The organism is Desulfosarcina widdelii (genome assembly GCF_009688965.1).
GTDB classification, from domain to species: domain Bacteria; phylum Desulfobacterota; class Desulfobacteria; order Desulfobacterales; family Desulfosarcinaceae; genus Desulfosarcina; species Desulfosarcina widdelii.
Genome location: NZ_AP021875.1, coordinates 102,590 through 114,366 on the forward strand (window position 1 = coordinate 102,590; position 11,777 = coordinate 114,366).

The window sequence follows — 11,777 nt, forward strand, 5'->3', positions numbered from 1 at the left end:
ATTAACGTCGGATTGATGTGACGGGTCGATATGAAAAAGCTTGAATCTATCCAATTTGACCTATCGGACTTCAAAATCAAAATTCAATTTCATGGCAGAAAGGAACCGCTTGTCGTCCATTTTGATACGCCATCCAGACGATTTCATTTCTCGGTTATTGCCCTGATCGTCCATGAGATGAAAAAGAAAGGGCAATCGGATTACATTCACATCCAGAGGCATAAGGATGTGTTGCAGAGGCTTGACCAGGGATTCTCAGGCAAACATGCCTCCAAGAATGTGGAAAGCATGTGGGCGAAAATTAACATGGCCTGGCGACACCGGCTGCCAGATTTAGAGACGGCCGCTTGTTTTAAGATTCTGGATCGGGATCAGATTCCGCCTTTTGAAAAGGGTGGAAAATATAGATACGAATGCTCGGATATAGAGTGTGATATCTGGGCGAACCTATTCAGCCACGACGAAAACAACAAATGGCGTCTCAAATTTTTAAGTGATCCGGCAGTGGTTGACTTGAATGCGATTACGCTTTCCAATGGACATTTGAAGGGTGACGCTGCCTGGGAGGCGTTTTTGGATCGTCTGACCATTTCGTCGGGAAAAGAAAGCGCTCCAAAAAAGAGAGTGACAACAAGGAGGCCAAAATGGACACTTGCTTTGGTCGGTGTCCTGGTTGTGTTTATTGCCACCTTCGCAAGCTGGTATGCTTTCCTTCGGCAAATACCCCAGAAAGGGGGACTTGAACTTCCAGACAGGCCTTCGATTGCGGTATTGCCTTTTACCAATCTAAGCGACGATCAACAGCAAGATTATTTCACCGACGGTATGGTGGACGGCATCATTACGGCATTGAGCCGCGTGCCCAAACTTTTCGTGATCGCCAGCAACTCGACATTCAGTTACAAGGGCAAAGCGGTTAAGATCCAGGAAGTGAGCGAGGAACTGGGCGTTCGATATGTCTTAGAAGGCAGCGTCGCCAAGGCAGGTAATACAGTTCGCATTAACGCCCAATTGATCGATGCGCTCACCGGCCACCACCTGTGGGCCCAATACTATGACAGGAATTTGAGCGATATATTTGCTGTTCAAAACGAAATCATTAAAAAAATCATTACGGCCATGCAGGTGGAGCTAACAGATGGAGAACAAATACAGGCGTCTGCCAAAGGCACGGATAGTCTTGAAGCCTACCTAAAGCACCTACAGGCCTTATATAAAATCGGTAAATTCGATATCGAAAATAATGCTTCAGCAAAGAAGCTGGCTGAAGAGGCGATCGCCCTGGATACCAATTATGCGATGGCATACAGGGATTTAGCTCTCACTCACCGAATGGATGTCTGGCTGGGCACAAGCAAATCACCCAAGCAGTCCATGGTAAAATGTCTGGAGTTGCTGGAAAAAGCTACACAATTAGATCCAACTTATGCCGATGCTTACAGTTCGATTGCGTTCTCGCTCAGCATGGATGGTAAGCATGAAAAAGCAGTTGCTACAGCGGAGTATGCGGTTGAATTGAATCCTAATTCAGCCAATGCACATGCCATCCTCGGAAATACAATCAGATTTTCTGGAAGGTCAGCGGACGCTATTCCAGAATACAAAAAGGCAATACGCCTCAATCCCATCCCACCAGCCTATTATCTGTTTGGGTTAGGCCATGCCTATTGTCTGACAGGCCAATATGAAAAAGCGATCAAGTGGTGCAAAAAAGCAATACTGGTCGCCCCCGATTCTTACCTACCACATTTAACGATGACCGTAGTGTATAGTATGGCAGGCAAAGATAAAGAGGCCCGTGCTGCGGCCGCAGAAGTCTTACGGACAAATCCCAAATATTCGGTTTTCCAACATGAAAAAAGAGCCACGATCGTTGGTAAGGAAGAATATTTTAAAGCTTTGCGTAAAGCAGGGTTAACATGACTGAATTCGAATTGCATGTACGTTATAGCTAAATAAATATAAAAACATTCAAACAGCCGCGACTGTCGATTGTTCCGTCTAACTCATTCGCACTGAATTCATAACGTTGAGTTTCCATCTATTTTTGAAGCACCAACATGACCGACCAAATCACCACAGCCCATACCGCCCTGAAAAAATCCAAGTTCCGATCCCGCTTCAATTTGTCGGATAAGGACCGCCGCTACATTCAGACAAGGGTATCGACACCATCCGATTGCACGCCATTGATTTCATCACAGCCAGGTTATCACCGGCGCACCCCAAAAATGATGGAAAGCAGACGCCGATGAAAGGCCATCCGGTATTCATTGCCCAGCGTGCGACCGCCACATGATGCCGAGGATGTCTGTGGAAATGGCAACGGATTCAAAAAAGACGGCCGCTCACGGATGATGAAATTGCGTTTGTGGTGGAGTTGATGATAGGGTGGATCGGAAGCCAGATTCAATAGACTTGGGGTAGGGGACTTGACGGCTTTTTTGACGGCTTTTTGTTCCCTTTAATGGATTTTAACGGATGAAAAAGGTAATAAAATCAGGCGGAATACGCGCTCGCTCGGCCTTTCACGCCGGCGACAGGGGTTCGAATCCCCTTGGGGACGCCAACCTTATCATCGTTAAGGCTCGTACATGGCTTTCAATGTGTACGGGCCTTAACCATTTGTGCTTGGCTTTAGGGTCATCCTTGGGATCCAAGGTGATCTTGTAAATGAAGTCCCTGACCAGATTGCGCATACCCACCACGTTATCATCATTCAGCATATCCTCAAAATTTTCCAAATGATGTTTGATGGCTTCTGTGGAATATTCATCAACTCTGATATCTAACACGTCATTGATCTGCGTGATATCAACAATTCTGGATGCAAGCATTTCTTTTTTTTCCTGGAGCGGCGCAATTTGTCTTTCAATCAGTTCGGCGCTAATCTTGCCCCTTGCATATAGCGCCATGAGATTAGAAATTTGGCTGTCGAGATCGTTTATACGCTGGATATGCTTTTTCTGGTCTTTTAAAGATTGGAGTTTATATTTTTCGTATTCCGATTTGATTGTTGCTACAAATTCTTCATAAAATTCTTTCGTTATCAATTGCTCCTTTAATAATGCTAAAATATGCCTGTTGAGGTAGTCGGATTTTATATTTCCATTAAGGCAAGATTTCCTGTTACGGAGTTTATTTTGGCATGAATAGTATCCAGAATTACCAACCATTCTGGTGCCGCATTCCCCACAAAACAAAATGTCAGTTAGTAGATATTTCTTTGGTCCAGGGTTGTTCTTTAACTCTTTATTTTTGTCTAATTGCATCTGGATTTTAGTAGCAGTATCATCATCAATACATCTGGTATGCGTATTCTCTTTGATAACCCACTCACTATGATCTTTCCATTTCTTGCGGTTTATATATTTTTTTTTACCAATTCGCCGATTATGCCTATTATAGACTGTGTGCCCTTGATATACGAGGACGTTTTCTTCAATGGATTTGCCAGATGAAGAAGTCCAATAATCCTTTCCGGAAGGACTTTTTATACACCTATCTTCAAAATCATTAAAGATAGAACGTCTGCTCTCATGACATGATCGTCTAACGAGGTATTCTTTCGCAACCGGAAATGTATCAGGGTTTGGTTCGAGGGTTGATTTGCTAACCTCGCTTACGCCAAAAGAGTGCTTTTTTAATTGAAAACCGTATGGTGGTCTTCCACCAGCTCTAAATCCATTGCGAATGTTTTGCCTCTGTCCTCTGATAGATCCTGCTCTACTGTTATCAGAATGAAGTTGATCAATGGATTCAAATATACCCTCGAATAAATTATCAAATGCTTCTTCACCAGATTTTTGAAATCTTAAATACGCAAGTTCAACTCCATATTTTTTAAAGTGAACTTTTAAAAATTGAGCATTATATCTTTTTCTGGATAATCTGGAAGTGTCGTGTAACCAGATTTTGTCGAATCTTCTATTATTGGATTTTGCTTCGTTGAAAATTTCTAAAAAGTCTGGATCATCAAAAAATTCTTCATGAGCTATTTTTGAAAAAGAATATTCCTTAACAATAAGCTCACCCCTTTTTAACACTTCTTGCCTGATTTCATGAAGTTGAGATTCGCAGCTTACTTCATGACGATCTGCGCTTGATCTTGCGATAATTATTGAACGAATCATATTGTTTTTATTCCTATGATATCTTTTTGTTCTCTAATCGCTTGATCGATCTTGGATTTATAAGTTACAAGATAAATCAAAGCAAGTCGGTTTGATAGATGTTCGATAGTTTTATGTTCATCCTCAAAAATATCGTTTGAATTATTTTTAAAATAACTTTCTTTCTTTTTCAAGGCGCATCCTAATATATCTTCTAAAACAAACATACCGAGATGCTCATTGTGATTACGGTATGCTCTTAGGTTGCACCCCATTATCGGGCCTTAAAGTTCCATTTTGTGATATTCCTTTATCAGAAAGTAAGAGGGTAGAGGATGCCCACATTTTGACCGTGGGCATCCCATATATTTCAATGATTAGATTATATAGTTTCTAAAGTTAGTATCATCCTAAGCTGTAAAGGATGTCCTCTACTTGATCTTCGATGGATTCAAAAGTATCATATCCGCTATTAATAAGTCGCTCGTATTCACTCTCATATTCACTAATTATATCTTCCATATATTCTTTTATAGCTGCACGAAGAACATCATCATCCATATTTTTAAATCCTGTAATCTCAAAACGTTTTAAGCCAATGAAATGAATTAATTCATCACGGTTCATGGTTTCGATATTTTTTAAGCAACCATCTTCCTTCTCGAGGTTTTTTATTTCATTTATATCGTCACGAACACCTTCTGCGACGTCTCTGGTTGTCTCAACATAACCATAAACGTCACGAAATCCTTTACAGATATCTATTTTCATTTTCAAGAATTCAACTTTGGTTATTACGTCCATTCTTCTGTCCTTTCCGTTAGTAGTGGGTGCTCACACAACAATGGCAATGAGCACCCATTATTTTTGCTTACATTAGGCTCAATCGCAGCCAACTATAATTCAGCTTTGATTTCTAACCATGCTTGTAGAAATCCCTTTATCCAACCATCTGACCAAACATCCCAGATCTCTTCGTCAAGAAGAAAATCGTCATCTTCTATTATTTCATTCAGATAGTCTCGGTAGGTATCGTCACTGTTAGAACAGGAATTGTATCGTCCATCGACCCCATTGGGTACAACAACATTCTTAATAAAAAGCAGTGTCTCGTAGTCAAAATAGTCTACAATTCCTTGACCGGCTCTAAAACCTTTTTCACGATATTCTGTGTGCAGTTCCTCCTTTTGCTCCATAAGACGTTTAGCAATCTCTTTTTTCTTTTCTTGTTCCATTTTTACCTCCGATTTTTAGTAATTAGATAATGTTGGTAATAACCACTACAGAGTAGGGTTATTCCTTATATATAACTGTTATCCTTTGTAATTGCCTGGCATTCTCCTTCCTCTATCGAAGATGTCAGTGCTTTTCTGATTTTTGCACCTCTCTTTCCCCTGACCGACAAAATTTTTGTTTGGAGCATGTCGATAAAGACGTTTCAATTCCCCGGTGCTAATATTCTCTGGAAAGTCCACACCCATTTTTTTCAACATCTTGACCAAGTTCTTTCTTTGCCAACCCATCGTTCATCCTTCATTGCAAGAAACCATAATAACGTAATAGGTGATCATAAAATTAAAATTTTTTTAGCCCTCCTCAAAGTATTCAAAAATACGTTCAATATTGATTTCAAGTACACTGTCATATTTCTTTGGTTCAATGCGTGGCCTCCTTCCTTCAATGAACACATCTAAAATTTCATCTTCATGCCTGTAAATATACAATCTGGCACTCAAGTTAGACTCTCTCCAACCCCATTCCCCATATGGATCTAATCTGTTCCTTTGCTTTTTTTCGGTTAATAGGTCGAAAATCTCTTTAATCTCTTTCAGGGGCACTCTATTGTCAGTAAGTTTTTTTGCCACCATTAACTCAGCCAAATTCTTGTTTGAATATTTTCGAGTAGTCCCTCTACCAGTTGGATTGGCAACCTCTGGGAATATGAGATCGATATTTGTGTATAGATCTACCGTCCTGGGGGTTAACCCTGAATGCTCGGACATCTCTTTCTTCGTATAGAATTTGTTTTTCATTTTTCACCGAAAATACACTAATACGTAATAGGTAATTCTGTAACCTAAAAATGTCAAGCCAAAATTTAAATTTTTAGCTAACTGGCGGTTGACTCCAAAATTGTTTGTAAAATAAATCTAAATAGTTTAATAAGTTAGCAGTGGTTCTTTATCTGCCTATTTCCCCGTTAATCCAGGTAAAACATAGAATGTGCTGACTGTACACACGGCAAAGGTGGTGCTGCATGAACAAAAAACAAATGTCGGAGCAGGACATACGTTCCAAGTTCATCACGCCATCAATCGTTTCCTGTGGTTGGGATATTCAGTCCCAGATCCGTGAGGAAGTTTCCTTCACCGCTGGTAAGGTTATCGTCAGGGGGAAGCTCCACACCCGTGGCAAATCAAAGCGGGCAGACTACATCCTTTATTATAAGCCGAACATTCCCATTGCCGTGGTTGAGGCCAAGGACAACAAACACCCGGTTGGTGGGGGCATGCAGCAAGCTCTTGATTATGGAGCCATGCTGGATGTGCCCTTTGTGTACAGTTCCAACGGCGACGCCTTCCTTGAACACGACCGCATTCAATCCATCGAAACAGAATTGCCGCTAAACGGATTCCCATCCCCGGCCATCCTTTGGCAGCGGTATCGCCAATTCAAAGGTATTGATGATTCAGCGGACCGAGTCATTCAACAGGAATACCATGATGACGGCAGCGGCCGCACGCCCCGGTATTACCAGCTCAATGCAATCAACCGCACTATTGAAGCCATTTCCAAAGGTGAAGACCGTATTCTATTGGTTATGGCCACCGGCACGGGTAAGACCTTCACGGCATTTCAGATCATATGGCGATTGTGGAAAGCACGAATCAAAAAACGGATTCTGTTTCTGGCAGACAGGAATATTCTTGTCGATCAGGCCCGCATCAACGATTTCAAGCCGTTTGGTTCGGCCATGACCAAGATATCCAATCGCCAAGTGGATAAATCCTACGAAGTATACCTATCCCTCTATCAGGCAGTCACCGGCACAGAGGAAGAGAAAAATATATACAAACAGTTCTCACCGGATTTTTTTGACCTTGTCGTCATCGATGAATGCCATAGGGGCAGTGCCGATGCTGAATCAGCATGGCGGGATATCCTGACCTATTTTTCATCGGCCACCCATATCGGCATGACGGCCACACCGAAGGAAACCAGACACGTTTCCAATATCCATTATTTCGGGGAACCCATTTACACGTATTCACTGAAACAGGGTATCGAGGATGGTTTCCTTGCGCCTTACAAGGTTGTCCGTATTGACTTTGACAAGGATCTGACTGGATGGCGACCTGAGCAAGGCAAGGTTGATAAATACGGGAATGAGATTGAGGACCGTGTATACAACCAGAAGGATTTTGATAAAAACCTGGTGCTGGACAAACGCACTATTATGGTGGCTCAGAAAATCACGGCATTCCTGAAAGCCACGGATCGATATGATAAGACCATCGTCTTTTGTGAGGATATTGAACACGCTGAACGTATGCGGCAGGCACTGGTAAATGAAAATCCAGACTTATTCAGAAGGGACAAGCGGTACGTCATGCGTATCACAGGTGACAGTACCGAAGGAAAAAACGAGCTCTACAACTTTACCGATCCTGAAAGCCGCTATCCCGTTATTTCTACTACGTCAAAGCTCATGACCACTGGGGTGGACACGCAGACTACCAAGTTGATTGTGCTTGACCAGAACATTCAGTCCATGACGGAGTTCAAGCAGATCATTGGCCGTGGCACTCGCATTCAGGAAGATTATGGAAAGTTCTATTTCACCATCATGGATTTTAAAAAGGCTACTGAGCTTTTCGCCGATAAAGATTTTGATGGTGATCCAGTTCAAGTATATGTCCCAGGGCCGGATGAACCTCCTGTGCCACCGGATGATGTTGACATAGATGATGGCGATGATGACGGCACCATCATCGATATCGATCCACCCGATGTTACTATCCCTCCGGGCGATGGCCCACCGCCAAAGAAATATTATGTAGATGATGTGCCGGTCTTTGTCGTTGCCGAGCGGGTTCAGTACTATGGCAAGGATGGCAAACTCATTACGGAATCCCTGAAGGACTATACCCGTAAGGCTGTAACACAGTCTTTTGCATCGCTGGATGATTTCCTGAAACGGTGGAATGACGCCGAAAAGAAAAAGGCGGTAATCGAAGAGCTTGAAGAGCAGGGCGTTTTGTTTGAGCCATTGGCTGATGAGGTCGGTAAGGATTTTGGGCCGTTTGATCTCATATGCCATGTGGCATATGGCCAGCCGCCGTTAACCCGCAGAGAGCGGGCTGAGAACGTTAAAAAGCGGAATTATTTTGCCAAGTATGAAGAAAAGGCCAGGTTGGTCCTTGAAGGCTTGCTGGACAAATACGCTGATGAGGGAATTGAGCACGTTGAGAATATTGAGGTTTTGAAGTTGCAGCCCATCAATCAATACGGCAGGCCGATGGAAATTATAAAAAATTTCGGTGGCAAAGAAAAATATTTGGAAGCATTGAAGGAGTTGGAAAGCCAGCTTTACATTGTTGCCTCATAACCATGTGAATCATGAATCTGTTGAAGTGGAGAACTAATGGCAATCAGTACAGTTGTTAAATCAATCCAAGATATCATGCGTAAGGATGTTGGCGTTGACGGCGATGCCCAGCGTATCGGTCAACTTGTGTGGATGATCTTTCTGAAAATATTCGATGACAAAGAGCAAGAGGCCGAGCTTTTATCAGACAATTACAAGTCACCTCTCCCCGAAAAGCTGCGATGGTGCAACTGGGCAGCTGACCCGGAAGGCATTACCGGCGATGAATTGCTTGAGTTCGTCAATAATGATCTTTTCCCTAAACTGAAGAATCTCAACATAGGCACCAATGGTAATAAGCGGGCTTTCATTGTCCGATCGGTGTTTGAAGACGGCTACAACTACATGAAGTCCGGCACGCTCATGCGTCAGGTCATCAACAAGATCAATGAGATTGATTTCAACAGCTCCGATGATCGCCATATGTTCGGGGATATTTATGAAAAAATCCTGAAAGACCTTCAAAGTGCTGGCAATGCCGGTGAATACTATACACCAAGGGCTGTGACTCAATTCATGGCTGACATGGTTGATCCAAAGTTGGGTGAAAAAGTGCTAGACCCAGCTTGTGGCACTGGTGGATTTTTAACCTGCGCTACTTTAAATATGCGTAACCAATATGTAAAAACACCGGAAGACGAGAAGCTTCTCCAGAATTGCATTTATGGTGTGGAGAAAAAACAGCTCCCTCATTCGCTGTGCATGACCAATATGCTCCTTCATGATGTGGATGTGCCTGCCAATATTCTTCATGACAATACGCTGGCCCGGCCACTGAAAAGCTATGGTCCGAAAGATCGTGTTGATGTTGTTTTGACCAACCCACCGTTTGGTGGACAGGAAGAGGATGGGATCGAATCCAATTTTCCCACAGGATTGAAAACAAAAGAAACAGCTGATCTATTTTTAGTTTTCATCATGCACATTCTAAAGGATGGCGGGCGCTGTGGCATGGTTCTGCCTGATGGCACCCTGTTTGGTGAAGGCGTCAAAACCCGTATTAAAGAAAAACTTCTGAAGGAATGCAATCTTCACACAATTGTCAGACTGCCCAATGGTGTCTTTAACCCTTATACTAATATCAAGACTAATCTTTTATTCTTCACCAAAGGCGAAAAAACCAAAGATGTATGGTTTTACGAACATCCATATCCTCCTGGTTATAAATCATACAATAAAACTAATCCTATGCGAGTTGAGGAATTTGATCCAGAGAAGGCATGGTGGAATAATCGTGATAAAAATGAGTTCGCTTGGAAAACTACATTTGAGGAGATAGAATCCGGCGGATATAATCTTGATATAAAAAACCCCTATAATCCTGATGATGATCTTGGTGATCCCGATGACCTGCTTGCTTATTACAAGTGCCTGTTAAAAGATGTGGCCGAAGTACAAGATAGGCTAAAGGCTGAGCTAATGAAAGCGTTAGGAGGCAATGCCTGATGGAGCATAAGACCTTCTACGACAATTTTGAGCTTCTTACTGACGCCCCTAATGGCATTCAAAAGCTCAGGGAAATGATTCTTCAGCTGGCTGTTAGAGGCAAGCTTGTTCCTCAAGATTCAAATGATGAATCTGTATCTTTGTACGTGTTCACGGGGTAGGCGCGATACAGATCAGATCCAGGATAGATCCGGTGTTGAATTCCGGAAATACGAATTGATGCAGTCAACGAGAATTGGGAACGTCGCCTTGCCTTTTAGCCGACAGGTTTCTTTGAATGACAGGATACGTTCAACCCAGCGTTTCCCTTTCTCACTTTGGGTTCCGAGACTGCGTTTTCGCCATAGTACCCCGTAGCGCAATGCTCTTTCAGCACGGTTATTCGTCGGCTCGATGCCTTGATGGTCGAGAAACAGCCACAGGTTGTCGATTTCCCGGATGATCTGCCGGGCGAGTCTGCCGGCATCGGTTTTATCCGGCTCCCACAGCGACATCGTGAGTAGAAAGAACTTATAAAACTCGGACCATTGAACAGGGTCCGGAGGCTCTTTGGCAAAATGGACCAGTTGCCGCAGCCAGCCGGCAACCACCGCACCGAAACGACGCTGGTCAGATTTTTTGCTTTCCGTCAGGGCGTCGGCCTTGCGGATTAAATGTGCAAGGCAGGTCTGGCGGTTGACCCATTTACGGTATAGGCCATATCCGTCGCTGATCAGGATGCCGTCCCAGTCGTCGACCAGTCTGTTGAAAGCCTCCTTGGAACGATGCCGGTCGATCCGGTAAAAAGCGACACTGTCGTTGACCATGGCCCACAGCCAGTGAAGGTCGTTCTGATTGAACCAGGATGTCTCGTCAATATGGTTGCACCAGTATCGGCGGGCAATCCTTCCGATCCTGGAATACACCGGCAGCAGTGCCTCGGACGCCCGGTCGATGATTTTCTGGATGGTGCCCGTGGCGATCGATATTCCAAAACATGATGCGATCAACTGCTGGACATCCTTTCTGCTCATGCCTTTATTGCCGCTGAGTTCGCTTACCAATGCGCTGAAGCGCGGCCCATAGCCAGCAACCACACTGCCGGGAAGCGTGGCCTTGACCGTTTTACCGCAACCCGGACAATCGCACTGGTGGAGGATGAAGTGCCGAACCTGCATTCTGATCCTTGGCAGTTCGATACGCTGATGGACATAAACCGGCTGCATCCTGTCCGGATCGAACTCGGTGTTGCCGCAACCGCAGCGTTTCGGCATCAGCAAATGACGATAATCGGGGTCGAGCATCTGCTGTTGATGGGGTTCATGCCCTTCCTGTCCACCCTTTTTGCGAGGGCTCTTTTTCTGCTTTCGCTTTTTTTTCGAAAAGGGTGGATCAGATGAAGGCGGTTTGCTGGAATTGCGTGAGTTCTTCCTGGACTGGAGCTCCAGTTTTTCGATCCGCTTTTCATGGGCTTCAACACGATGCCCCATGTCATGGACGGCCTGTTCCAACGCCAGGATGTACTGCCTGACCGCCTCCGGTGTCTGGAACCATTCAAGCTGAGAGAAAGGTCTTTGGAGTGTCATGAAAGA

At 43.9% G+C, this 11,777-nt stretch carries 10 protein-coding genes and 1 pseudogene; 5 read left to right on the forward strand and 6 right to left on the reverse strand.

Features of this window, described 5'->3' with window-relative positions; all coding sequences use genetic code 11:
- Positions 1–30: 30 nt before the first annotated feature.
- Both GN111_RS00495 and GN111_RS34315 read left to right on the forward strand, forming a co-directional pair.
- The gene (locus tag GN111_RS00495) at positions 31–1,923 is read left to right on the forward strand and encodes a tetratricopeptide repeat protein (RefSeq protein ID WP_155301869.1); all 1,893 of its coding nucleotides are present in this window, start codon (positions 31–33) and stop codon (positions 1,921–1,923) included.
- A 241-nt stretch (positions 1,924–2,164) separates the two neighbouring features.
- A pseudogene (locus GN111_RS34315) lies at positions 2,165–2,416 on the forward strand (DUF4186 family protein).
- 112 nt (positions 2,417–2,528) lie between these two features.
- Here GN111_RS34315 and GN111_RS00510 read toward each other — a convergent pair.
- The 5 genes from GN111_RS00510 to GN111_RS00530 form a co-directional block, all read right to left on the reverse strand.
- The gene (locus GN111_RS00510; protein ID WP_155301870.1) at positions 2,529–4,133 is read right to left on the reverse strand and encodes a recombinase zinc beta ribbon domain-containing protein; all 1,605 of its coding nucleotides are present in this window, start codon (positions 4,131–4,133) and stop codon (positions 2,529–2,531) included.
- Complete coding sequence (locus GN111_RS00515) at positions 4,130–4,306, reverse strand: hypothetical protein (protein WP_155301871.1); 177 nt, start codon at positions 4,304–4,306, stop codon at positions 4,130–4,132. The genes GN111_RS00510 and GN111_RS00515 overlap by 4 nt, the downstream gene beginning before the upstream one ends.
- A 211-nt stretch (positions 4,307–4,517) precedes the next feature.
- Positions 4,518–4,916: a hypothetical protein gene (locus GN111_RS00520; RefSeq protein ID WP_155301872.1), complete on the reverse strand. Its 399-nt coding sequence runs from the start codon at positions 4,914–4,916 to the stop codon at positions 4,518–4,520.
- A gap of 92 nt (positions 4,917–5,008) precedes the next feature.
- Positions 5,009–5,347, reverse strand: coding sequence for a hypothetical protein (locus GN111_RS00525; RefSeq protein ID WP_155301873.1), 339 nt, complete (start codon positions 5,345–5,347; stop codon positions 5,009–5,011).
- A gap of 351 nt (positions 5,348–5,698) precedes the next feature.
- Positions 5,699–6,145 (reverse strand): MerR family transcriptional regulator, encoded by a 447-nt coding sequence (locus GN111_RS00530; protein WP_155301874.1) that lies wholly within the window; start codon positions 6,143–6,145, stop codon positions 5,699–5,701.
- A gap of 224 nt (positions 6,146–6,369) precedes the next feature.
- Between GN111_RS00530 and hsdR the strand changes: the two genes are divergently transcribed.
- The 3 genes from hsdR to GN111_RS33775 are packed head-to-tail and all read left to right on the forward strand — an operon-like array spanning position 6,370 to position 10,367.
- Positions 6,370–8,721: an EcoAI/FtnUII family type I restriction enzme subunit R gene (hsdR, locus tag GN111_RS00535; RefSeq protein WP_155301875.1), complete on the forward strand. Its 2,352-nt coding sequence runs from the start codon at positions 6,370–6,372 to the stop codon at positions 8,719–8,721.
- Positions 8,722–8,757: 36 nt separating this feature from the next.
- Positions 8,758–10,206: a type I restriction-modification system subunit M gene (locus GN111_RS00540; RefSeq protein ID WP_155301876.1), complete on the forward strand. Its 1,449-nt coding sequence runs from the start codon at positions 8,758–8,760 to the stop codon at positions 10,204–10,206.
- Positions 10,206–10,367, forward strand: a complete 162-nt coding sequence (locus GN111_RS33775; RefSeq protein WP_155301877.1) for a hypothetical protein — start codon at positions 10,206–10,208, stop codon at positions 10,365–10,367. The genes GN111_RS00540 and GN111_RS33775 overlap by 1 nt, the downstream gene beginning before the upstream one ends.
- A gap of 12 nt (positions 10,368–10,379) precedes the next feature.
- Here the strand turns inward: GN111_RS33775 and tnpC are convergent, their stop codons facing one another.
- Positions 10,380–11,771: an IS66 family transposase gene (gene tnpC, locus GN111_RS00550; RefSeq protein ID WP_155301878.1), complete on the reverse strand. Its 1,392-nt coding sequence runs from the start codon at positions 11,769–11,771 to the stop codon at positions 10,380–10,382.
- Positions 11,772–11,777: the final 6 nt, after the last annotated feature.

What these genes read in the sequence shown, in the direction of transcription:
- tnpC (WP_155301878.1), bottom strand. Translation starts at nt 11,771, where the DNA reads ATGACACTCCAAAGACCTTTCTCTCAGCTTGAATGGTTCCAGACACCG.
- GN111_RS00495 (WP_155301869.1), top strand. Translation starts at nt 31, where the DNA reads ATGAAAAAGCTTGAATCTATCCAATTTGACCTATCGGACTTCAAAATC.
- GN111_RS00525 (WP_155301873.1), bottom strand. Translation starts at nt 5,347, where the DNA reads ATGGAACAAGAAAAGAAAAAAGAGATTGCTAAACGTCTTATGGAGCAA.
- GN111_RS33775 (WP_155301877.1), top strand. Translation starts at nt 10,206, where the DNA reads ATGGAGCATAAGACCTTCTACGACAATTTTGAGCTTCTTACTGACGCC.
- GN111_RS00540 (WP_155301876.1), top strand. Translation starts at nt 8,758, where the DNA reads ATGGCAATCAGTACAGTTGTTAAATCAATCCAAGATATCATGCGTAAG.
- hsdR (WP_155301875.1), top strand. Translation starts at nt 6,370, where the DNA reads ATGAACAAAAAACAAATGTCGGAGCAGGACATACGTTCCAAGTTCATC.
- GN111_RS00520 (WP_155301872.1), bottom strand. Translation starts at nt 4,916, where the DNA reads ATGGACGTAATAACCAAAGTTGAATTCTTGAAAATGAAAATAGATATC.
- GN111_RS00530 (WP_155301874.1), bottom strand. Translation starts at nt 6,145, where the DNA reads ATGAAAAACAAATTCTATACGAAGAAAGAGATGTCCGAGCATTCAGGG.
- GN111_RS00510 (WP_155301870.1), bottom strand. Translation starts at nt 4,133, where the DNA reads ATGATTCGTTCAATAATTATCGCAAGATCAAGCGCAGATCGTCATGAA.